The sequence below is a fragment of the Nonomuraea sp. KM90 genome (genome assembly GCF_052246675.1).
Lineage (GTDB): Bacteria > Actinomycetota > Actinomycetes > Streptosporangiales > Streptosporangiaceae > Nonomuraea.
This window is the reverse complement of record NZ_JBQQCB010000056.1, coordinates 1-20965: the sequence shown is the minus strand read 5'-3', so window position 1 is coordinate 20965 and position 20965 is coordinate 1. Positions and strand designations below refer to the sequence as shown.

General features: G+C 68.9%; 23 protein-coding genes. 9 read left to right on the top strand and 14 right to left on the bottom strand.

The genetic code is table 11. From position 1 onward, the window contains the following. Window positions 1-124: 124 nt before the first annotated feature. Window positions 125-1234 carry a phosphoserine transaminase gene (gene serC, locus ACTWPW_RS37655; protein ID WP_375117022.1) on the top strand — a complete coding sequence of 370 codons (1110 nt, stop codon included), beginning with the start codon at window positions 125-127 and terminating at the stop codon, window positions 1232-1234. Here the strand turns inward: serC and ACTWPW_RS37650 are convergent. Further along, on the bottom strand, window positions 1231-1599 hold the full coding sequence (locus ACTWPW_RS37650; protein ID WP_375117021.1) for a BlaI/MecI/CopY family transcriptional regulator: 369 nt from the start codon (window positions 1597-1599) through the stop codon (window positions 1231-1233). The genes serC and ACTWPW_RS37650 overlap by 4 nt on opposite strands. A 36-nt stretch (window positions 1600-1635) precedes the next feature. Between ACTWPW_RS37650 and ACTWPW_RS37645 the strand changes: the two genes are divergently transcribed. Further along, on the top strand, window positions 1636-2217 hold the full coding sequence (locus ACTWPW_RS37645) for a TIGR00645 family protein (protein WP_375117020.1): 582 nt from the start codon (window positions 1636-1638) through the stop codon (window positions 2215-2217). 61 nt (window positions 2218-2278) lie between these two features. Here the strand turns inward: ACTWPW_RS37645 and ACTWPW_RS37640 are convergent, their stop codons facing one another. From ACTWPW_RS37640 to ACTWPW_RS37605, 8 genes are all read right to left on the bottom strand, one after another. Continuing rightward, a complete protein-coding gene (locus ACTWPW_RS37640) occupies window positions 2279-2920 on the bottom strand; it encodes a rhomboid family intramembrane serine protease (RefSeq protein WP_375117019.1) in 642 nt (213 codons plus the stop codon). 108 nt (window positions 2921-3028) lie between these two features. Next, window positions 3029-3805 carry a crotonase/enoyl-CoA hydratase family protein gene (locus ACTWPW_RS37635; RefSeq protein ID WP_375117018.1) on the bottom strand — a complete coding sequence of 259 codons (777 nt, stop codon included), beginning with the start codon at window positions 3803-3805 and terminating at the stop codon, window positions 3029-3031. Window positions 3806-3811: 6 nt separating this feature from the next. After that, window positions 3812-4585: an SDR family NAD(P)-dependent oxidoreductase gene (locus tag ACTWPW_RS37630; protein WP_364119636.1), complete on the bottom strand. Its 774-nt coding sequence runs from the start codon at window positions 4583-4585 to the stop codon at window positions 3812-3814. A gap of 48 nt (window positions 4586-4633) precedes the next feature. Continuing rightward, window positions 4634-4972: an STAS domain-containing protein gene (locus tag ACTWPW_RS37625; protein WP_043624827.1), complete on the bottom strand. Its 339-nt coding sequence runs from the start codon at window positions 4970-4972 to the stop codon at window positions 4634-4636. Between the two features lie 180 nt (window positions 4973-5152). Further along, window positions 5153-5890, bottom strand: coding sequence for an energy-coupling factor ABC transporter ATP-binding protein (locus ACTWPW_RS37620; protein ID WP_375117017.1), 738 nt, complete (start codon window positions 5888-5890; stop codon window positions 5153-5155). Beyond that, entirely contained in the window at window positions 5884-6639 is a 756-nt protein-coding gene (gene cbiQ, locus ACTWPW_RS37615; RefSeq protein ID WP_375117016.1) for a cobalt ECF transporter T component CbiQ, read from the bottom strand. The genes ACTWPW_RS37620 and cbiQ overlap by 7 nt, the downstream gene beginning before the upstream one ends. 3 nt (window positions 6640-6642) lie before the next feature. Continuing rightward, on the bottom strand, window positions 6643-7644 hold the full coding sequence (locus ACTWPW_RS37610) for an energy-coupling factor ABC transporter permease (RefSeq protein WP_375117015.1): 1002 nt from the start codon (window positions 7642-7644) through the stop codon (window positions 6643-6645). Between the two features lie 74 nt (window positions 7645-7718). Then, window positions 7719-9566 (bottom strand): glycosyltransferase family 2 protein, encoded by a 1848-nt coding sequence (locus ACTWPW_RS37605; protein ID WP_443171475.1) that lies wholly within the window; start codon window positions 9564-9566, stop codon window positions 7719-7721. Between the two features lie 290 nt (window positions 9567-9856). On the opposite strand from ACTWPW_RS37605, the gene ACTWPW_RS37600 reads away from it, so the two are divergent. Together ACTWPW_RS37600 and ACTWPW_RS37595 are read left to right on the top strand one after the other, a co-directional pair. After that, a complete protein-coding gene (locus ACTWPW_RS37600; protein WP_364119650.1) occupies window positions 9857-10216 on the top strand; it encodes a hypothetical protein in 360 nt (119 codons plus the stop codon). A gap of 18 nt (window positions 10217-10234) precedes the next feature. Then, on the top strand, window positions 10235-10600 hold the full coding sequence (locus tag ACTWPW_RS37595; protein ID WP_375117013.1) for a ClpX C4-type zinc finger protein: 366 nt from the start codon (window positions 10235-10237) through the stop codon (window positions 10598-10600). 220 nt (window positions 10601-10820) lie between these two features. On the opposite strand, the gene ACTWPW_RS37590 is transcribed toward ACTWPW_RS37595, so the two are convergent. Together ACTWPW_RS37590 and ACTWPW_RS37585 are read right to left on the bottom strand one after the other, a co-directional pair. Next, window positions 10821-11318 (bottom strand): CHRD domain-containing protein, encoded by a 498-nt coding sequence (locus tag ACTWPW_RS37590; RefSeq protein WP_375117012.1) that lies wholly within the window; start codon window positions 11316-11318, stop codon window positions 10821-10823. Between the two features lie 123 nt (window positions 11319-11441). Then, a complete protein-coding gene (locus ACTWPW_RS37585; protein ID WP_443171474.1) occupies window positions 11442-12011 on the bottom strand; it encodes a CGNR zinc finger domain-containing protein in 570 nt (189 codons plus the stop codon). A 72-nt stretch (window positions 12012-12083) separates the two neighbouring features. Between ACTWPW_RS37585 and ACTWPW_RS37580 the strand changes: the two genes are divergently transcribed. Both ACTWPW_RS37580 and ACTWPW_RS37575 read left to right on the top strand, forming a co-directional pair. Next, the gene (locus ACTWPW_RS37580) at window positions 12084-12839 is read left to right on the top strand and encodes a class I SAM-dependent methyltransferase (protein WP_443171473.1); all 756 of its coding nucleotides are present in this window, start codon (window positions 12084-12086) and stop codon (window positions 12837-12839) included. Between the two features lie 55 nt (window positions 12840-12894). Then, entirely contained in the window at window positions 12895-13173 is a 279-nt protein-coding gene (locus tag ACTWPW_RS37575; RefSeq protein WP_375117009.1) for a hypothetical protein, read from the top strand. Here ACTWPW_RS37575 and ACTWPW_RS37570 read toward each other — a convergent pair. Then, a complete protein-coding gene (locus ACTWPW_RS37570) occupies window positions 13170-14201 on the bottom strand; it encodes a DUF418 domain-containing protein (protein WP_443171472.1) in 1032 nt (343 codons plus the stop codon). The two genes, ACTWPW_RS37575 and ACTWPW_RS37570, sit on opposite strands and share 4 nt — an antisense overlap. 189 nt (window positions 14202-14390) lie before the next feature. On the opposite strand from ACTWPW_RS37570, the gene ACTWPW_RS37565 reads away from it, so the two are divergent. Beyond that, a complete protein-coding gene (locus tag ACTWPW_RS37565; RefSeq protein ID WP_443171471.1) occupies window positions 14391-15119 on the top strand; it encodes a hypothetical protein in 729 nt (242 codons plus the stop codon). Window positions 15120-15193: 74 nt separating this feature from the next. Here the strand turns inward: ACTWPW_RS37565 and ACTWPW_RS37560 are convergent, their stop codons facing one another. Next, window positions 15194-16156, bottom strand: coding sequence for an NADP-dependent oxidoreductase (locus ACTWPW_RS37560; RefSeq protein WP_443171470.1), 963 nt, complete (start codon window positions 16154-16156; stop codon window positions 15194-15196). Between the two features lie 144 nt (window positions 16157-16300). Here ACTWPW_RS37560 and ACTWPW_RS37555 point away from each other — a divergent pair, with 144 nt between their 5' ends. Further along, window positions 16301-16687 carry a winged helix-turn-helix transcriptional regulator gene (locus ACTWPW_RS37555; RefSeq protein ID WP_443171469.1) on the top strand — a complete coding sequence of 129 codons (387 nt, stop codon included), beginning with the start codon at window positions 16301-16303 and terminating at the stop codon, window positions 16685-16687. Window positions 16688-17142: 455 nt separating this feature from the next. On the opposite strand, the gene ACTWPW_RS37550 is transcribed toward ACTWPW_RS37555, so the two are convergent. Then, window positions 17143-18165, bottom strand: a complete 1023-nt coding sequence (locus ACTWPW_RS37550; protein WP_443171468.1) for an aldo/keto reductase — start codon at window positions 18163-18165, stop codon at window positions 17143-17145. Window positions 18166-18912: 747 nt separating this feature from the next. On the opposite strand from ACTWPW_RS37550, the gene ACTWPW_RS37545 reads away from it, so the two are divergent. Further along, window positions 18913-19521 carry a hypothetical protein gene (locus ACTWPW_RS37545; protein WP_443171467.1) on the top strand — a complete coding sequence of 203 codons (609 nt, stop codon included), beginning with the start codon at window positions 18913-18915 and terminating at the stop codon, window positions 19519-19521. The last annotated feature ends 1444 nt before the right edge of the window (window positions 19522-20965 follow it).

The following is a 20965-nucleotide window of genomic DNA, read 5'->3' as shown; positions in this document are numbered from 1 at the left end:
AGCGGTTAGTCAAGTCCTCGCCCATGCCCGGCCCGCTGACCTGGCATCGTTTGCGAAACTTTCACGGGTCTCATCATCCGGACCGGGTTCAAGCCATTCCACGCAGGTCGGTAGGCTCCGTTACGTGGCTGACATCGTTATTCCCGCTGACATCAAGCCCGCCGACGGCCGATTCGGCTGCGGGCCCTCGAAGGTTCGCACCGAGCAGCTGGCCGCTCTCGCCGCCTCCGGCGCGAGCCTGATGGGCACCTCCCATCGCCAGAAGCCGGTCAAGAACCTGGTCGGCCGCGTGCGATCCGGCCTGGCCGACCTGTTCTCGCTGCCTGAGGGCTACCAGGTCGTGCTGGGCAACGGCGGCACCACCGCGTTCTGGGACATCGCCGCGTTCGGGCTGATCCGCGAGAAGTCCCAGCACCTGTCGTTCGGCGAGTTCTCCTCGAAGTTCGCCGCGGTCACCAAGAAGGCTCCCTGGCTGGCCGAGCCGAGCGTGATCAAGGCCGAGGTCGGCACCCACCCGGTCGCGGTCGCCGAGGACGGCGTGGACGCCTACGCGCTGACCCACAACGAGACCTCGACCGGCGTGGCCATGCCGATCACCCGCGTGGGCGGCGACGACGCGCTGGTGCTGGTCGACGCCACCTCCGGCGCCGGCGGCCTGCCCGTCGACCTCGCCGAGACCGACGTCTACTACTTCGCGCCGCAGAAGAGCTTCGCCTCCGACGGCGGCCTGTGGATCGCGATCATGTCGCCGCGCGCCCTGGCCAGGGTCGAGGAGATCGCCGCGAGCGGCCGCTACGTGCCGGAGTTCTTCAGCCTGCCGGTCGCGATCGACAACTCCGGCAAGGACCAGACCTACAACACCCCGGCCGTGGCCACGCTGTTCCTGCTGGCCGACCAGCTCGACTGGATGAACGGCAACGGCGGCCTGGCCTGGACCACCGCCCGCACGGCCGACTCCAGCTCGCGCCTCTACACGTGGGCGGAGAAGACCTCCTACACCACGCCGTTCGCCGCGCCCGAGTTCCGCTCGCAGGTGGTCGGCACGATCGACTTCTCCGACGAGGTCGACGCCGCGGCCGTGGCCAAGGCGCTGCGCGCCAACGGCATCGTCGACACCGAGCCCTACCGCAAGCTGGGCCGCAACCAGCTGCGCATCGCGATGTTCCCGGCCATCGACCCGGCCGACATCGAGGCGCTGACGGTCTGCGTCGACTACGTGGTCGAGCGCCTCTAGTCCGCCTTCCGGCCCGTCCTGCGGGCCAGCTCGTCGAGGAGCGCGAGCGCGTCCGCCTCCTCGACGCTCCGCGCGAACCTGGCCAGCACCGGCAACCTGTCGGTGCTGGCCTCGAGTGCTTCCAGCATGAGCGCGGTGACGTGCTCGTCCCTCGACCGCACCGCCGCGTAGCGGAAGGCGTTGCGGTACGGCGTGCGTACGAGCAGGCCCTTCTTCACCAGCCGCTCGGCCACGGTCTGGACCGTGGTGTAGGCGAGCTCGCGCTCCTCGTTGAGCTTCGCCAGGAGCTCCCTGACGCGCATCGGCTTCCCGGCATCCCACAACGCGTTCATGACGGCGTGTTCCAGGGATCCCAGGTTCGCCAACTCACATCCCTCCGGCTCGACGAGTAGGAAACATTCTTGCCCGACAAGTTGCGATTCGGCCAGGGGACCGGACGGCCGAAGAGCCTCGGTTATCTGATGTTCGCCAGCCGCTGGCTCCAGGTCCCGCTCTATCTGGGCCTCATCGTGGCCCAGGCCGTCTACGTCTGGCAGTTCGCGTTAGAGCTCTGGCATCTGATCGAGACGGTCTTCCTGCACCAGCCGAGCGCGCAGGCCGTGCCCTCCCCCGAGGTCGTGGTCATGCTCACGGTCCTGGCGCTCATCGACGTGGTGATGATCTCCAACCTGCTGATCATGGTGATCATCGGGGGTTACGAGACGTTCGTCTCGCGTATCGACCTCAACGACCACCCGGACGAGCCGGAGTGGCTCTCCCACGTCAACGCGAACGTCCTGAAGGTCAAGCTGGCCACGGCGATCATCGGGATCTCGTCGGTGCATCTGCTGCAGACGTTCATCCGCGCGCAGACGACGCCCAACGACAAGATCATGTGGCAGACGCTCATCCACCTGGCGTTCGTGGCCTCGGCCGTGGGCCTGGCCTACATCGACCGCCTGCTGTCCACCTCACCGGCCGAGCACACCCGGCCACACCTGTAGGCCCCCCGCTCCCCGCCGCACTCCGGCGGGGACTTTTCGTGGAAGGGGAACGCGCCCCCGGTCAGTAGGGGTAGGCGGTCCTCGACGGGGGCAGCTCGCGCTTCTTGCGGCGCAGCAGCCAGGCGGACACCACGCCGCCGATGAGACCGAACAGGTGTCCCTGCCAGGAGATGCCCTGCTGGTTCGGCAGCAGGCCCGCCAGGATCCCCCAGTAGGCCACGCCCACGCCGATGCCGATCGCGATGTCGAGCAGGCTGCGGTCGAACAGGCCGCGGGCCAGGATGTAGCCGAAGTAGCCGAACACCAGGCCGCTCGCCCCGACCGTGTAGACGCCCGGGCTGGTCGCCCAGGTGCCCAGGCCGCCGATGAGGATGATCAGCACGCTGGCCCACAGGAACTTACGCAGGTCGCGCAGCCCGGCCAGGAAGCCCAGGATCAGCAGCGGCACCGAGTTGGCCATGAGGTGCCCGAAGCCGCCGTGCAGGAACGGCGCGAAGACGATGCCGATCAGCCCGTCGGGATCCCAGCCCACGATGCCGAACTGGTAGTCCAGCGCGCCGTTGAGGAAGAAGTCGACACCCTCGACGACCCACATCACGGCGAGCATGCCGACCACGATGATGAGCGCGCTGAGCGCACCGGAAAGCAGGGCTCCGGCGCCGCGCTTGGCAGACTCGAACCTGGAACCCGAATAGTCGCTCATGCGCTCTCCCGGTAGTTCGTCTCCTCTTTCTTTACCGTAACCAGGAAGAGCTATGCGCGCGTTAAAGAGTCCCCTCCCGTTTCCTGGGGGAAGACGGGAGGGGGCCGGTCATTCGCCCTTCCACTGGGGCGCGCGCTTCTCGGCGAAAGCCGCTGCGCCCTCCATGGCGTCCTTCGAGCCGAAGACCGGGTTGATGATCGCGGCCTGCTTCTTGAACATCTCCTCCAGCGACCAGTCCTGCGACTCGACGACCACTCTCTTGGTCGCGACGAGCGCCAGCGGGGCGTTGGCGGCGATCTTGCGGGCCAGCTCCAGCGCGCCTTCGAGCGCGGCGCCGGGCTCGGTGATCCGGTTGACCAGGCCGAGCTCGTACAGGCGGGAGGCCGGGTAGTGGTCACCGGTCAGGGCCATCTCCATGGCCACGTGGTACGGGATCCGCCGCGGCAGCCGCATGATGCCGCCCGCCCCCGCCACCAGCCCGCGCTTGGGCTCCGGCAGCCCGAACGTGGACTCCGCCGACGCCACGATCACGTCGCAGGCCAGAGCCAGCTCGAACCCGCCCGCCAGCGCGTATCCCTCCACGGCGGCCACCAGCGGCTTCTTCGGCGGCGCCTCGGTCAGCCCGCCGAAGCCGCGGCCCTCCACCACCGGGAAGTCGCCTGTCAGGAACCCCTTGAGGTCCATCCCCGCGCTGAACGTGCCGCCCGCGCCGGTCAGGACGTAAGCGGAAATGTCGGGGCGGGCGTCCAGCGTGTCCAGCGCCTCGACGATCCCCCTCGCCACCGCCCCGTTGACGGCGTTGCGCGCCTTGGGGCGGTTGATGGTGAGGATCGCGACCCTGCCCGATCCTTCGCCGGACTCTTCGACGAGCACTTCGTCAGACACTGGACCTCACTTGGGCTGGAAACGGATGCCGCCGTCGAAGCGGATGACCTCGGCGTTCATGTAGTCGTTCTCGACCAGCGACCTGACCAGGTGCGCGAACTCGTCGGCCCGTCCCATGCGCTTGGGGAAGACCACCGGCGCGATCAGCTTGGCCTTGAACTCGTCGGCGTTGGCCGAGAAGCCGTAGATCGGGGTGTCGATGATGCCGGGGCAGATCGTGTTCACGCGTACGCCGATCGCCGCCAGGTCGCGCGCCGCGGGCACCGTCATGCCCACGATGCCGCCCTTGGAGGCCGAGTACGCGAGCTGCCCCGTCTGCCCTTCCAGCGCCGCCACGGAGGCCGTGTTGATCACCACGCCGCGCTGCCCGTCGGCGTCGGCCGGCTCGGTCTTGGCGATGGCCGCCGCGGCGATGCGCATGAGGTTGAACGTGCCGATCAGGTTGACCTCGATGACCTTGCGGTAGGAGGCCGGGTTGTGCGGGTTGCCGTCGCGGTTGACCGTGCGCTCGGCCCAGCCGATGCCGGCGCTGTTCACGACCACCCTCAGCGGCTTGCCGGTGGCGACGGCGGCGTCCACGGCCGCCTGCACCTGCTCGTCGTCCGACACGTCGGTCCTGGCGAAGACCCCGCCGAGCTCGTCGGCCACGGCCTTGCCGCGCTCCTCGTTGAGGTCCGCCACGACCACGGTGGCGCCGGCGCGGGCCAGCTCGCGGGCCGTGGCCTCGCCGAGGCCGCTGGCGCCGCCGGAGATGATTGCTGCAGATCCGTTCACGTCCATAGACCGGACCCTAACCCGCAGACCGAATGAAGTTCTACTCGGGGGCGGTTAAATCTCACCCACGGCGGTGTCCACGTCGGAGTACACCTTGATGCGCCGGTCCAGCCCCGTCGTGCGGAGGATGCGGGCCACGGGCGCCTGGGGCGCCGCCAGCGACACGCCTCCGCCCTCTCCCGTCGCCAGCCGCCAGGCCTCGATCAGCACCGACAGGCCGCTGGAGTCCATGAACGACAGCTGCTGCAGATCGAGCACGAGCCTGGCGCCGTCCTGCTTGATGGCGTCACGCACCTCGTCGCGCAGGAACGGTGCGGTGAACAGGTCAAGCTCACCCTCGACGGCCACCACCACGGCATCGCCCAGGGCGTGTCGCGCAAGCCGCAGCTTCATTGGCCCCTCCTCGATGAGCCACTGTACTTCGACATCCCCGGATAGCGGGCATGCACAAACTACGAAAAGTCGGATGCAGGAGGACAAGGCGGGCGTAAACGCGTACCAAACGCCCCGTCAAGAACCATGCTCCGGGTTTCTACCCATCTCAGCACCCGATGCCTCCGCACCGGGGCCACCTCACCCAGCCGGGATCGCGAAGCCGTACGGGAGCTCCAGGCGATGCCGGCCCAGCAGCTCCGCGTCGGCCAGCAGGTCGCGCGTGGGCCCGTCCGCGGCGATCACGCCGTCGGAGAGGATGAGCGCGCGTTCGCACAGCTCCAGCGCGTACGGGAGGTCGTGGGTGACCATGAGCACCGTCACGTCCAGGGAGCGCAGGATCTCCGCCAGCTCCCTGCGCGCGGCCGGGTCGAGGTTGGACGAGGGCTCGTCGAGCACCAGGATCTCCGGGGCCATCGCCAGCACCGTCGCCACCGCCACCCTGCGGCGCTGCCCGAACGACAGGTGGTGCGGCGGCCGGTCGGCGGCCTCCAGCATGCCCACCCGCTCCAGCGCGTCCTTGACCACCCGGTCCAGGTCCTCGCCCCGCAGGCCGGCGTTGGCCGGGCCGAAGGCGACGTCGTCGCGCACCGTGGGCATGAAGAGCTGGTCGTCGGGGTCCTGGAAGACCAGGCCGACGCGCTGCCTGATCTCCTTGAGCGTGTCCTTGCGCACCGGCGTGCCTGCCACGGTGACACTCCCGTGCCCGGCGGTGAGTATGCCGTTGAGATGCATGACGAGCGTGGTCTTGCCGGCGCCGTTCGGGCCGAGCAGGGCCACGCGCTCGCCGCGGGCGATCGACAGGTCCACGCCGAACAGCGCCTGCGTGCCGTCGGGGTAGGCGTACGCGAGCTGCCGGACTTCGAGAGAGTTCACCACGTCAGTCCCAATACTGCGAGGGCGATGGCGGGCAGGGCGAGAGCGATGCCCCATTGGCGTACAGACGCCGAAAAATCTTGAATTATCGGCATTTGGCCCGAGTATCCCCGGCTGAGCATCGCGAGGTGCACCCGCTCGCCCCGCTCGTACGACCGGATGAACAGCGCCCCGGCCGACCGGGCGATCACCGGAATGTGCCGGAAATTTCGTGCTTCGAACCCGCGAGACTCCCGGGCCACCCGCATCCGCCGCATCTCATCCATGATCACGTCCATGTACCTGAGCATGAACATGGCGATCTGCACCAGCAGGCTCGGCAGCCGCAGCCGCTGGGCGCCGATGAGGATCGTGCGCGGCTCCGTGGTGGCCGCCAGGAGGATGGAGGCGATCACCCCGAGCGTGGCCTTGGCCAGGATGTTCCACGCCGCCCAGAGGCCGGGCACGCTCAGCGAGAGCCCCAGCACCGTGGTCCGCTCCCCCAGCCCGATGACCGGGATGAGGAAGGCGAACAGCACGAAGGGCACCTCGATCACCATCCGCCGCAGCACGTACGTCACCGGCACCCGGGCCGCCACCGCGACACCGGCGAGCAGGACGGCGTACGCGGCGAAGGCCCAGAAGCGCTCGCGCGGCGTGGCCACCACCACGAGGGCGAAAGCGAAGATCGCCAGCAGCTTGCACTGCGGCGGCAACCGGTGCACGACCGAGTCGCCCGGCAGGTAGAGCTGGTGACGGTGCCCAGCGCCCACGTATCACACCTTGATCTTGTTACGGTTTCGCGCGGCATAGGCCACGGCACCGGCGATGAGCAGCACGAGGCCGACGCCGATGATGCCGGCCACGCCGACGGGGATCCCGCCCACCTCACCGTAGTCGGCCAGCGCCCATCCCCCGAACAGGTGGTCCCCCGCCTGGTCGATGAAGCCCTTGTTCTCGGCGACCGCCTCCAGCCCGTCGGGAGAGGAGGAGGCGAAGAAGGACACGAGCCCGGCCAGCACCAGCGTCACGCCGACGCCGCCGAGCAGGAACGGCTTGAGCGCGCCCCGGGCCGCGACCGGCTCGGGGGCGGGAGCGGTCGTGGTCTCGCCCTCGGCCCCGCGCAGGACCAGCGGCCTGGTCAGACCGCGGGCGCCGTACACGAGGTCGGGCCGCACGACCAGCACCGCGCCGACGGTCATCGCGGTGATGAGGGCCTCGCCGATGCCGATCAGCAGGTGCACGCCGCCCATCGCGGCCGCCACCGCGCCGACCTCGATCGGCGCGGTCCCGCCGATCCAGAACAGCAGCGTGAAGACCAGCGCGGAGGCCGGCACCGAGATCAGCGCCGCCAGGAACGCCGCCACCACGACCTTCCCCCGGGCCAGCGCCGTGACCAGCCGGAAGACGCCCCAGCCGACGAGCACGGTGACGATGCCCATGATCGTGATGTTGACGCCGAGCGCGGTCAGCCCGCCGTCGGCGAAGAACACGCCCTGCACCAGCAGGACCACGGCCATGCACAGCACCCCTGTGTACGGCCCGACGAGTATCGCCGCCAGCGCGCCGCCCAGCAGGTGACCGCTGGTGCCGGCGGCGACGGGGAAATTGAGCATCTGCACGGCGAAGATGAAGGCCGCGACCAGCCCGGCCATGGGAGCGGTGCGGTCGTCCAGCTCGCGCCGCGCGCCGCGCAGGCAGACCGCGACGCCCGCGGCCGCCACGGCTCCGGCCGATATGGATGTCGCCGCATTGAAGAAACCATCGGGTACGTGCACGGCGTGCCTCCAGAAGAGGTAGAACAAACGGTCCTACTTTAGGACATCGTCTTGCACCTGCATATGGATGGCAATTACCGGATGATCCTCCGGATCAAGGTCTCCGCCGTCAGCCGCCGCACCACCGCGCTCAGCCGCCCCTTGCCCGACGTCGCGTACGGCCGCACGGACCTGAGCAGGGCAGGCCCCCACCACCGGCGCGGCGCCGCCACCGTCTGCGCGTCGGTCTCGATCCTGAACCGCGCCGGCGGCCCGCCCAGGTCCAGCTCCAGATAGGCGTCCCAGGTGCCGGGCGCGAGCCGCCCCACGGCGGGCCTGGCCGCGAAACCGCCTCCGGGCAGCGCCGTCACCCGGTCGCTGCTTTCGCAGCCGGTGCGCCGCTCCCGCCAGACGATCCTCCTGATCGCCGCGGCCGAAGGGGTCGTCCCGACGACGCTGATCTCCCCGTCGACGAGCAGCCGATGCCCGAGCGCCCACCGCGTCCTGATGAGCCGCGCGGTGCCGGGCACCGCGACCACGTGCCCGCCCATGTCGATGCTCAGGTTGCCGTTGTCCCTGGTGAAGTACGGCAGAGCCACGATCCCGCCGATCATCCTGGGCTGCGGGCGGGCGATGCCGCTGTCGCGGTCGGCCCCGAGGCGGCCGAGCCGGATCACGCCCTCGATCTCCACCGCCACCCGCAGGTCCCAGATCCCGGAGCCGAGCGCCCCCACGTTCACCCGCACGGTGAACTCCCCGCCCTTCCGCTCGGCCGGCAGCACCAGCTCCGCGGCCGCGTCGTGCCGCGCGCGCAGCACCACGGCCAGGTTGTCGTCCCTGGTGATGCCGTCGAGCCGGGCGGCGCCCGTGACGACGAGCCGGTCGCCCTCCCAGCGCAGCCCGGTCAGCTGGCGCCGGACGGTGGCGCTCTCGATGCGGGCCAGGCGCACCAGGCGGTCGATGTCGTCGAGCGCGCCCGCCCGCTGCCGGTCGATGGTGTTGAGCCGCTCGTGCACGCCGGGGGTGTACCACTCGTCGCACAGCGCCGCGACCTCCCGCGCGATGTCCTTGCGCCGCACGTCGTCGCTCTCCAGGAACACGGTCCCGAGCTGGGTGAACACGTCGAGCCGGAAGTGCCTGCGCAGCAGGTGGTCGCGGAGCGGGCCGGGCTCGACGTGCCGGGCCATGAGCTCGATCGGGCCCTTGATCATGGCCAGCCAGGCGAGGGGGTCCCTGCTGCCCGCCTGCTGCATGATGCTGCTGCCGTCGGGCCTGGACACGAGGTGGTAGCAGTCGTAGTCGGCCACCACCGAGATCGGCCCCGCGTGGCAGTAGGCGTGCACGGTGAAGAGGATGTCCTCCCCGACCAGCATGCCCTCGCCGAACCTGATGCGGTGGCGTTCGAGCAGCTCCCTCCTGAACAGCTTGAAGCAGCTCAGGCTGTTGTAGACGGTGCTGTCGCCGAGCCCCAGCCGGTCGGCGCTCTGCTGGAACATCGACACCGGCGCCCGCCGGCCGTGCCCCACGATCTTGCCGAGGACGATGTCGGAGCCGTTGGCGTCGGCCACCGCGACCATGCGCTCCAGCGCCTCGGCACCGAGGTAGTCGTCGGCGTCGCAGAAGAAGACGTACCGGCCGGTGGCGTGCTCGATGCCGACGTTGCGCGGCCGTCCCGCGCTGCCGCTGCCGTCGATGTGGACGACCTTGACGATGCCGGGGTGGTAGGCGGCGTAGAGGTCGAGGAGCTCTCCGCTGCCGTCGGTGGAGCCGTCGTCGACGACGACGATCTGCTTCTTCACCCGCTGGACGAGCGCGGAGGTGAGGCATCGATCGAGGTAGGCCCGGCAGTTGTGTACGGGGATGACGACGCTGACGTCCACCGCGTCGACATCGCTCCCGGTCCCCGGCATCGCCACCACTCCAGAGTCACGTCGCGCTGTCATTCGGTTTCAGTATGTGACGAGCGGACGTACCCATGCGGGGCGATCGAAGGTCTTCATCCCCGGCTTTTGCTAACACCGGAGAATCACGGCATTCCTCCGATAGCGCAGTACACGGCCGTCAAATACCTCATTCAGCCGGCACCGAACGGGTTTCAGGGAGGAGGTTTTCCTACCCGGGAGAAAAAACAAATCCGCTGGGAGCAGTTCGACACCACCGCCCGTCGCAGGTGATCCGCTCGCAAGGGTTGCGCGTCTACAGTTAGGCAACCTTGACCGGGAGGTGGCGGGAAATGGGATCGGATCTCCGCGGAGAGACGGCCGACGGATCGGCCGTCCATGCTGCCGAGTTCATCGTCTCGTCGGCGCGACTCGGAGAGCTCTACGAATGCTCTTCGCTGCTGCGCCGTACGAGGTTGCGAGCCGAAGAGATCGTGGACGAGGCTCGCGCGCTGCTGGCCGAGGCCGAGGAGCGCGGCGACGCCGAACGTGCTCTCATCCTGCGCGAGCAGCTGGAAACGGCGCGCACGCTGTACTGCGAGGTGCTGAACGCGTACCTGACGATCTGCCGCAGGATCAACCAGGAGCGACAGGAGATCCTTCGGGCGCAGATGGATCGGGATCGGCTTCCAGGGTTGTCAGGTGCCGCCTGACGGGAGTAGCGTCAGGCCATGCCTGACTGGAAAGACAAGATCCGCTGCTCTTTCTGCCACAAGAGAAGCTCGGAAGTGAGCAAGGTGATTGCCGGGCCCGGTGTGCACATTTGTGATGAATGCATCGGCCTGTGCAACGAGATCCTCGAGCAGGAACGCCTCGCCACCTCGACCGAGCCCCGGCTCCCGACATGGGAATCGATGTCCGACGAACAAATTCTCGACCATCTCCCGAAAATCGCCGCCGTACAAGTACAAGTGGACGACAACCTGCGCGACTGGGTGGGGCATCTGCGCACCCGCGACGTCAGCTGGGAACGCATCGGCGCCTCGCTCGGCATGACCCGGCAATCCGCGTGGGAGCGCTTCAGGAGCGAGACCTGATCGCTTCCGGGACGCGTGAACCTCTGTGACGCGTGGGGCGTCCTATGGTGAGGGAGGCCCGAAATGCGCGTCCTGGAGAGCCTCGCGGCGTCCGATCTCGACCAGCTCCAGCTGGAGCTGATCCTGGTCCTCGCGCTGCACGAAGAGGCAGAACGGCTGGCCGCCGAGTGAACGGGCTCCAGCTCCCCGGGCCTCCGGGGAGCTGGAGCAGGGGGACCGCCTAACCGAGCTGGCCCCTGATGGCCCCGTCGGGGAACGGCTTGTTGTGGACGTTCACGTAGTAGAGATGCGGCCACTTCACGATGCCGCGCAGCTCACTCCTGGTGAGCGTGGTGGCGGCGTTCCTGGCGTTCTGGTGCCTGACAGCCTTGACACAGCCGCGCGCGAAGCCCTTCGCGGGAGCCTTCAGCGTGACCACGACCGGGCCGGCCACACCCTTCCTGCCCTTGTGGACGTGGGCCGCGGCGGCGGGCCTGATCTTCTTCGCGCTGATGAAGTAGCACAGCTGCCCGTGCCGCACCTGGTAGACGAACGAGCCGAAGCCGTTGCGGTCGCCGGGGCCGGGGACCTCCTGCCTGCCGGTCATCCTGACGCGGTTCGTGTCGGAGGAGGCGACCTCGGTCATGGCGGTGGTCGCGCCGGCCTGGGTGGGCAGCGCGACGATGGCGGTGAGGGTGGCAGCGGTGGCGAGGGTGCCTGCTGCCAGCTGTCTTCGCATGGGATGATTCCTCTCCCATCGGACTTCAGGACACCCCTCGGCACGGTTGCGGGGCGAGGCCGGTTCGGCGGGTAAGGGGAAAGCCGCCCTTCGGTAAGCCGCCTTACTGGTTGCCCCGAGCGGTCACCCCGCCTTGGTCCTGGCCCTGAAGGCGGCGGTCTTGACGCGGTTCTGGCAGGCCGTGGAGCAGAACCGGCGGGTGCCGTTGCGCGAGACGTCCACGTAGACGCGGTCGCAGTGCGGCGCCGTACAGACTCCCAGGCGATCGCTGAACTCGCTGCCCAGCACGATCGCCAGGCCGGTGGCGCAGCTGGCCGCCCAGTCGCCGGCCGTCGTGCCGCCGCTGCCGTGGAAGTGCAGGTGCCACGGCTCGCCGTCGTGCCGTTCGAGCCGCGGCCTGGCGTGGGTCTCCTCCAGCAGCGCGTTCACCCGCGTCGCCGCGCTGTCGACGTCGCCATCGGCGACCGCGGCGAAGACCGCCCGCAGCCGGGCGGCGACCTCGGCGAACTCGCGCCCCTCCACCTCGGCGAGCTCACGGTAGGCCGGGTAGACGGTACGCAGGCCCGCGGTGGCCGCCGCGGCGTCGTCGACCGGCGCGGGGAAGGGGCGTCCGTGCCGCTCGCCCGGCGTCAGCTCGTTGACGAGCACCACCGCCACCCTGACCACGGTGTCTGTGTGACTGTTGTAATCCAATTGACCGGTTACACCTTCGTGCTTTAGGTTGTGACTGTCCAAAGCTTAGATGACAGTTACAGGGAGAAGTCCATGCTCACTCACGATGCCGCACTGGAGTGGATCGCGCGCTGGGACCGCCAGCAGGAGGGTTACCTGCCCGACCGCGAGGAGCGGTTCACCGCGCTGATCGACGCCGTGGAGGCGCTGGGGCGGCCCGATCCCGTGGTCATCGACCTGGGATGCGGTCCGGGGTCGTTGTCGGCGCGGCTGCTGGAACGGCTGCCCGGGGCCACCGTGATCTCCGTGGACGCCGATCCGCTGCTGCTCGGGCTCGGGCGGGCCGCGTACCCGGGGCTCACGTTCGTCTCGGCGGACCTGCGTACCGGCGGGTGGACGAAGCTGCTCGGGCTGGAGCGGCCGGCGGACGCTGCGGTCAGTACGACGGCGCTGCACTGGATCTCCGGGCCCGACCTGAAGGGCGTCTTCGCGGAACTGGCGACCGTGCTGCGGCCCGGCGGGCTGCTGCTCAACGGCGACCACATGGACACCGAGGACGCCACTCCGGCCCTGTCGAGACTGGAGCACGCGGTGCACGAGCGCCAGGCCGCGCGGGTGTTCGGCGAGCACCGGCCGGAGGACTGGCGCACCTGGTGGGAGGCGATCGCGGCCGACCCCGACCTCGCCGAGCTCAACCAGGAACGCACCACGGCCGGGGCCTCCCACCACGGCTCGGAATCCCGCCTCCTGTCCCACCACGTCGAGGCCCTGCGGGAGGCCGGGTTCACGGAGATCGGCACGCTGTGGCAGCGGGGGAACAACCGGCTGCTGTGCGCCGTGCGGGGATGAGCGGCCCGGCCGGGACGCCCTTCCCACCACCGGCGGCGCACGCCACAATGAACCCATGCCGAGCTTCGAGCGGCTCACGATAGAGGAAGCCCGAACCCTCACCCGCACCGAGCTCCTCCCCCGGATCGAGGAGGAGCAGAAATACTGGTATCACCGCATCCACCGCTGCGAGATGCAGCCCGGGGACGAGGCGGCGTTCAAGACCTTCAACGACATCATGCACATCGCGGCCAACCCACACGGTTCCGACGCCGACGCCGACGCCCTCGTCGACGGCAGGCCCCTCGACCAGGACTACTGGACGAAGCCGCTCGGCGAGCTGGGCGAGCTCTAGCCCTCGCTCTCGCCCTGGCGGCTCAGGGCCGGGCGGCGCAGCCAGGTGGCCCAGCGCCAGAGCCATTCGAGCGGCCCGTACCGGTACCGGCGCAACCACAGGCCCGAGAGCACCCGCTGCGCGGCGAGGATGCCGCCGGCGATCAGCAGCACGGTCACCGTCGACCACGTCTCGGGCGGCGTGCCGAGCAGCCGGCTGACCAGCAGCACCAGCACGGTGGCGGTCAGGTAGTTGGTCAGCGCCATCCGCCCCAGCGGGGCGAACACCGCCTGGAGCGCGGGGCGGAGCGGCGTCCTGAGCAGGGCCAGCATCCCGCACACGTACGCACCGGCGACGAGCAACCCCGCCACGGCGAGCGCGGTGCTGAACGCCGCCCCGTCCGATTCCGCGCTCAGCCGGACCTGCACCCACAAAGCGGGCACGGCCAGCACCGCGAACACCGCCCCCAGCATCACCGGCCCCCAGGTGGCCCGCTCCATCCGCGCGGTCACCCCGTACCGGGTCAGCGCCGACCCCAGCAGGAACAGCCCCGGCACCAGCACGACGCCGTTGCTCCCCACGAACGGCGGCAGCACCAGCAGCACCCCGGCGAGCACCGCCACCGCCCACCGGGGCAGCCAGGTGGACGGCAGCAGCACCACCAGGCCCACCACCGCGTAGATCGTCAGGATGTCGCCCCGCCACAGCAGGAACATGTGCGCCAGCCCCATGGCCAGCAGCACCAGCAGCCGGCGGGCCAGCACGACCCGCGGCCGGTCCGTACGCGCCGACGCGGACTCCAGCAACAACGAGAACCCGATCCCGAACAGCAGCGAGAAGATCGGGAAGAACCGCTGGTCGGCGAGGTACCCCAGCCAGGCGAGCCCGTCGGCCCCGGCCGCGTCGGTCGTCCTGACCACGCCGGCGTCCACGTTGGCGATCGGCTTGACGTTGACCAGCAGGATCCCGCACAGCGCGAATCCGCGCAGCACGTCGAGGGCGTCGATGCGGGGCCGGCCACCGGAGTCCGGGCCTTGTACATGTGACATGGGCCCATCCTGGGGACGCGGCCCTTGGCCTGGCATGAGTCGAAAGCAGGGTTGATCCCGGTTCGAGCAGTACTTTCGGCCGGACCGGGATCGCGGGGGCCTTCAGGCCGGATCAGCCTCACGGCGAGGCGGCGCGGGCATTGCGACCGCCCCGTGAACCGGAGGCCCCATGACCACGTCGTCCAGTACGTGAAGCGAATCGTCGCGCTCCTGCTCCTCGTCGCCGGCTGCGGATCCCCGGGGGCGGAGGCCGGGAAACCCCCTCCGGCGGACCCGGCCGAGCCCACCTACACCTGCCACGAGCAGCCGATCCCGCTGGACATCATGAGCACCGGCCGCCCGGCGACCCAGCTCGGCCCCGACGGCCGGGCCGCGCTCAAGGGGCAGGAGGTGCGCGAGGTCGGCGACCTGGCCAAGTGGCGCATCGTCGAGGAGACCGGCGAGCGCCTGGCCATCATCAAGGAGTTCGACGGCCCTCAGCAGCGGTGGACCACGCCGGTCACCCACGACTTCCTGATGGTCGAACGCTTCGGCCCACCGGACGCCGACGGGCGGCCGAGCTGGCACCTGCGCAGCTCGGGCGGCTGCAACCTGCGTCGGAACCTGGGCGACCTGGGCGTCGCCGAGCTCACCCTCGACCCGGCGAAGCCGCCCACGGGCACCGCCCTGCACCTGCTGGTGACCGAGCGGGCGTGCGCCAGTGGCCAGTCGGCGAACGGGCGCATCCGGGTGATCCTCCAGGAGGAGTCGAACCGGGACGTACGCCTGGTCATCGGGGTCTCACGTGCGCCGGGCGACCTCCATAACTGCATGGGCAACCCGGCCACGCCGTACACCGTCGAGCTGAGCCGGCCGCTCGGCGACCGCGTCCCGTACGACACCGGCCTCCACCCGATGCGCGAGATCGTGAAACCGTAGCGGTCGTCAACCCCTTGAGCTCGAAGAACGCGATGTCCCGCGGTCGAACGCTCAGCCGATCGCTCAGGCGACGCTCAGGCGACACTCAGCACGATCTTGCCCCGATTGCGCCCCTGCTCACCGCGACGGTGCGCCTCGGCGGCCTCCGCGAGCGGAAAGAGCTCCTCCACCTCGACCCACAGCTCACCCTTGTCGATCAGCTCAGCGATCCTGGCCAGCGCCGCCCCGTCCGGCTCGACCAGGATGCCGGTGGCCCGGACGCCCTGCTCGCGGGCTCGGTCGATCAGCTCGGGCGCCACCCCGGACGGCACCGCCACCAGCAGCCCGCCGGGCCGCAGCACCCGCAACGACCGGGTGCTCGTGTGGTCGCGCTCGTCGCCGACCAGGTCGAGCACCACATCCACGTCCCCCACCGCGTCCTCGAAGCGCGTGGTGGTGTAGTCGATCACCTCGTCCGCGCCGAGTGAACGCAGCCAGTCGTGCTTGGCCGCCGTCGCGGTGCCGATCACGTACGCGCCCGCGTGCCGGGCGATCTGCACCGCCAGATGGCCGACGCCGCCCGCCGCCGCGTGGATCAGCACCCGCTGCCCGCTCCCGACGCGCGCGGTGTCGATCAGCGACTGCCAGGCGGTGAGCGCGGCCAGCGGCGTCCCGGCCGCGGCCTCGTGCCCGACGGTGCGCGGCTTGCGGGCGAACTGCCGGGCGGGCGCGGTGACGTACTCCGCGTACGCCCCAGCCTGGCGCGGGAACCACGGCATGCCGAACACCTCGTCACCCGGCTCGAAGATCGTCACCCCGAACCCGGCCTCCTCCACCACACCGGAGACGTCCCAGCCGAGGATGAACGGCGGCTCACCCAGCACCCCGGCCATGCCGTACCCGCCGCGAGTCTTCCAGTCCACCGGGTTCACCCCGGCGGCGTGCACCCGGACCAGCACCTCGGTGGGCAACGGAACCGGCCGCGGCACCTCGGCGAGCCGCAACACCTCCGGCCCGCCGAAGGCGTCCTGCACGATCGCCCGCATGGTGGATGACATGGGCCTATCTCCTCACTCCGACTCGTACGCCGAGCACCGTCCGGCCCGGTCGCGCAGCCGAAGCTACCCAATGGCCGGTAGTAACCATCAAGGGAGACTGCTATCTTTCGGAAAGTAATAGCCCTTGAAGGAAAGGCCCAGGCCATGGCGATGACCTGCCGATCCGGCCTGCACGACCGCCACGACGTCTACGCCGCGCAGTGCCCCTGCAGAGACGTCCTGGACCTGCTGGCCAACAAGTGGTCGGCCCTGGCCGTGGGCGCACTGGAGGAAGGGCCGCAGCGCTTCGGCGCGCTGCAGCGCCGGCTGGAGGGCGTGAGTCCCAAGGTCCTCACCCAGACGCTGCGCCGCCTGGAGGAGAACGGCTTCGTCGACCGCACGATCTACCCAGCGGTCCCGCTGCACGTCGAATACTCGCTCACCGAGCTGGGCCACGGCGTGGCCGGCCCCCTCAGCCAGCTCCGCTCCTGGGTGGAGAACCACCTCGACGAGATCCACGCCGCCCGCCCGACCGGTCAGCCATCCAGGTAGTACGACGCATACCGGCTTCCAGCCGCTTCGGGGGTCAGGACAAAGCCCCTCAAGCACCCGAACGCGATCCGCGACGGACGAGACGCCTACCAATGACCATTGGCACTCCAGACGAGGCCGCAACTCGTGAAGCCGAAGGCCCTGAGGATCCTTCGACGTACTCGACGGGATACAGACCGATCCAATCCCGCTTCCCCTGTGGCGTACCCTTCGACCTCGTCTTCGCGACGTGGTCGAGGCCGCCGCGCGACAACTCGAACCGCATCCTGACCGGCACCCCAACGTAGACCAGCGCCCCAACACCAACCCCCCACGACCAGGGGCGGGACGACCCAGAAACGCACACCCGCTCGAACCTACGACCGCCGGCGGGTCCGAGCCGCTGAACGGCACGTCGGAATAGCGGATCGTCGAGTCGTCGTCGGCGGCCATCACCGGCGAGGAATGCGACGCGGTCAGGCGGCGGTGCGTTCGCCCGCGGGTCGGCGGCGGAGGTTCGCGCGCTGGAGAGCGGGGGGCAGGTATGCCTGGTCAAGTGTGCCGACATCGGTGCCGGGCGGGACGATCTCGTCGATCCGGTCGAGGATGTCGTCGGTGAGTGTGACGTCGAGGCCGGTGAGGAGGTCGTCGAGGTGGCTCATCGTACGCGGTCCGACGATCGCGCTGGTCACGCCGGGGTGGGAGATGGTGAAGGCCATCGCGAGGTGCGTCATCGGCAGGCCCGCCTCGGCGGCGAGCGGAATGAGCTGTTCGACGACGTCGAGCCGGCGCTCGTCGTTGAGGTGCCGGAACAGGCCCGCGCGGCGCAACTCGTTCTGCCCGCCCTTGCGAACGCGGCCGGTGAGCAGCCCCTGCGCGAGCGGGCCCCACACCAGGGTGCCCATCCCGTACCGTTGCGCGATCGGGAGCACTTCGCGCTCGATGCCGCGGTTGAGGAGCGAGTAGGGGGGTTGCTCGGTGTGGAACCGTTCCAGGCCGCGCCGCTCGGCGACCCACTGGGCCTCGATGATGTCGGATGCGGGCGTCGTGGACGATCCGATCGCGCGGACTTTACCGCTGTGGATCAGGTCCGAGAGTGCGGACAGTGTCTCCTCGATGTCGGTCTCGGGGTCAGGCCGCTGGATCTGGTAGAGGTCGATGTGGTCGGTCTGCAGGCGGCGCAGCGAGTTCTCGACCGCGGTCATGATCCAGCGTCGTGATGCGCCCTGCTGATTGGGGTCGGCACCCATCGGGCGGCTGACCTTGGTCGCGAGTACGACGTTGTCACGGCGCCCCTTGAGCGCTTTGCCGACAATCTCTTCCGAATCGCCGTACGCGTCGGCGGTGTCGATGACGTTGATCCCTGCGTCGAGCGCCTTGTGGATGATGCGGATCGAGTCGTCGTGCTCGGGGTTGCCGATGGCCGTGGCGAACATCAGCGCGCCGAGCGCGTAGGGGCTGACCTTGATGCCGGTCCTGCCGAGGGTGCGGTAATGCACGGTTCTCCTCGTGTGGGGATGCTGATGGCGGGTCCCGCCGGACTCAAAACGGAACATCGTTCAGCTAGAACAATACGGAACACTGTTCCGAAGCGCAAAGGCCTTCGAGTCAGACGGTGTAGACGCCCCGTACGACGGATCACCGCCAAAGCCGGAGTGGGAGCAGACACCCTCTACAACCACGTCCCGCAACGCTTGGACCCCACCATCACCACCGTCTTCCGCCGCGGACGTCGACACCCGTGCCGAGGCCGTTCTCGGAGCAGCACGAGCCGGTCGAGCCCCTCAACCGGCGACTGCAACACTTCGCACAGTCCGTCATGACCAAACGCGGCCCCTGCACTCCGGCGACCCCGCCTACACAACCTGCCCACGTACTCCCAGCAGCGCTTCCCCCTCCCGACCAAACTGCTGAACGGCCTCCGCTGCCAGGCAGACGGAGCCGCGAGACCGACAGAGGCCGAGAGGCAGGGCCAGGCGATGAGCCGCCGACGCAATTCGCACGAGGTCTAGTCGGAGGCGCGTCAGGATGCACCTCTACCTGACCGACTCACAACTTGGTGCCTAAGTCGCCGGCCACCGTCAAAGAAATGCGTGCCTCCCCCGTAGCTCGCCGATTCCACCGCGCTCAGCCACGGGTCTTGAACTCTCGGGGATATGGCCCGTAGCTTGCCCCGAGCCGTCGAATGATCCGTCAGAGGGGCACCCACCATGGCATTGGCATGGCATCCCATGGATCTCGCTCTCGTGGACACTGTGATCAGCCTCGCGAGAAGCCCATGGAATCGCGAAGCACTCGATCAAACTTGGCACCAGACCGGATGGGCACCTCCGAAAGGCGGCTCTCTCGCCAAGCACATCCTCATCGACGACGAGTGGCCCGTAGTGCCCGCGGGAGAGTGGAACGTCGGAGTCATCGTGAACAGCCAGAACACCAGCGTCAGAGGATTCTCCGTGGGCTTCGCCCTCTTCTACGAGCCTGACGACATCTGGGCCCCCGACCCAGACCCTGACCTGATGGAGTTCCCCCAGCACACCCCCTCGAACATCTGGCGAATCGATCGCACAGCCGACCGCACCCGGTTCAAGGGCGTCTGGGAAGACGGACACAGGACTGTCACGGAACGATTGGGCCCACCGGATTTGATCGATAATGGCTGGGACGACGAGTCGGGATGGCAACATGCGGTCTGGCGACTGGACGCACGCCTCCTCATCGTGGCCCAAGGCGACGACATCACGACGTACAGCCTCTACGACGAGGCTTCGCTCCAAGTGATCGACCATTCGAGCGACAAGCCCATTCCGACGGGCTGGGATCTCCACGGCCTCCTCCTCGGCTCCAACCTGGAATGAGGCCAGCCCGTACGCCCGTCCAGCCTGGGTGCGCTACGCCTGGTCCCAACCCACGCAGCGGCGATCCGAAAGACTAGATGCATTTACCCGCAGGATTGTCGCCACGGCTGATCCCCGCCGCACACGCAAGAATTCAGGGTCGCCGGCGCCTGGAGCCCCACCGTCGCTCACTCGCCGGCGTGGCGCTGGCGCCGCCGGGCGACCGCGTCACTATCCGCTTGCCAGGGCCCGGCCGAGCGCACTCAGGCGCTCGGCCGCGCTGTGCGGCTGGGCCGTCGGCGTTCCGGAAGCCCGATCGGCCGTTCTCCACCGACGGGAAGGCGCTCAAGTAGCCTGAAATCCACAATTCGCACTAGATCAAGAACACGCAGCCCAAGCTGTTATCGGGCCGTCCGGTACGGGTTCATAATCGTTCGCTCCGGCTCCTTTATCCTGATCGACTTCCAAGGATGTCCACCCGCGTACATGGACGTTGTGAGCATCCGCGCCAGCAAGATCAAGTACGGACTGCGACCAGCGGAGACGCGCTTCGGAGCGACCGGAAGCGACCAAGCTGAGGAAGCCTGCTGTCAGCAGGAGTTGTGAGAGCGGAGTCCGGCGACCGTACGACGGCTCAGCGCTGCCTCGTATGCAATCATCAAGGAATGACAACAAGAAAGGCTCATGGTCGCTGACCACCGGCTCGCGCTCCACGCGACGCTCCCCGACCGCTACGCCCGGCATGAGGTTCTGACCTCGACCATCGACCACCGCGGCCGGCTCGCCGCCCTGGTCGCCGACCCAGCCCAGGGCTTCGTCCCCATCCCTCGCCCCTCGCCACAACAGCCGCCCCCACGCTACGACGCAACGGCCGTCATCTGCGACGGCGCGGAGACCCGCGAGATTCCGCTGGTGCGGAGGAACGAAGCACCGGATCGTCGATCGCCCCCAGCCACCATCGGAGGCCGACCCACATGAGGCGATCATGGGGCTGCATTCGTGCGGCGGCGTGACGCTGGGGTCGGCGAGCTTGCTCGGTGCGGCGGGCGCCACGGTCGGCGTGGCGGCCCGTGCACCGCCGTCTGGGACTCCGAGTCACCCACTCCGTCAAGCGGCTCAAGAACCGCAACCCGAGTGCCACCGCCAAAACCCGTATCGTCATCAGTGAACGCAAGACCAGGCGCTCACGCATGTGATCGCGTAAGACCGCGTTGCTGTACAGCAGAGGAATGTGTCTCCAGCAACAAAGAGACCCTCGTAATGCAGCACGGGCAAGACCCTGGAGACACACCTAGACAGTTGCCCTTGTCTTGAGTCAGCCGCAGGTCGCCGCTGAAGCCCGAGTTTCGCAGTTCGCGGGCACATAAGCCTTGATCGTTGAGCGAAAGTGCTGGTCGGCATGGTTGTGGATAACTTCCGGAGTCCCAAAGTGTGGGCACACGACCATTCGTGATTATGCTGCGGA

What these genes read in the sequence shown, in the direction of transcription:
- ACTWPW_RS37640 (WP_375117019.1), bottom strand. Translation starts at nt 2,920, where the DNA reads ATGAGCGACTATTCGGGTTCCAGGTTCGAGTCTGCCAAGCGCGGCGCC.
- ACTWPW_RS37630 (WP_364119636.1), bottom strand. Translation starts at nt 4,585, where the DNA reads ATGGACGTGAACGGATCTGCAGCAATCATCTCCGGCGGCGCCAGCGGC.
- ACTWPW_RS37625 (WP_043624827.1), bottom strand. Translation starts at nt 4,972, where the DNA reads ATGAAGCTGCGGCTTGCGCGACACGCCCTGGGCGATGCCGTGGTGGTG.
- ACTWPW_RS37605 (WP_443171475.1), bottom strand. Translation starts at nt 9,566, where the DNA reads ATGACAGCGCGACGTGACTCTGGAGTGGTGGCGATGCCGGGGACCGGG.
- ACTWPW_RS37600 (WP_364119650.1), top strand. Translation starts at nt 9,857, where the DNA reads ATGGGATCGGATCTCCGCGGAGAGACGGCCGACGGATCGGCCGTCCAT.
- ACTWPW_RS37595 (WP_375117013.1), top strand. Translation starts at nt 10,235, where the DNA reads ATGCCTGACTGGAAAGACAAGATCCGCTGCTCTTTCTGCCACAAGAGA.
- ACTWPW_RS37590 (WP_375117012.1), bottom strand. Translation starts at nt 11,318, where the DNA reads ATGCGAAGACAGCTGGCAGCAGGCACCCTCGCCACCGCTGCCACCCTC.
- ACTWPW_RS37580 (WP_443171473.1), top strand. Translation starts at nt 12,084, where the DNA reads ATGCTCACTCACGATGCCGCACTGGAGTGGATCGCGCGCTGGGACCGC.
- ACTWPW_RS37575 (WP_375117009.1), top strand. Translation starts at nt 12,895, where the DNA reads ATGCCGAGCTTCGAGCGGCTCACGATAGAGGAAGCCCGAACCCTCACC.
- ACTWPW_RS37570 (WP_443171472.1), bottom strand. Translation starts at nt 14,201, where the DNA reads ATGTCACATGTACAAGGCCCGGACTCCGGTGGCCGGCCCCGCATCGAC.
- ACTWPW_RS37560 (WP_443171470.1), bottom strand. Translation starts at nt 16,156, where the DNA reads ATGTCATCCACCATGCGGGCGATCGTGCAGGACGCCTTCGGCGGGCCG.
- ACTWPW_RS37555 (WP_443171469.1), top strand. Translation starts at nt 16,301, where the DNA reads ATGGCGATGACCTGCCGATCCGGCCTGCACGACCGCCACGACGTCTAC.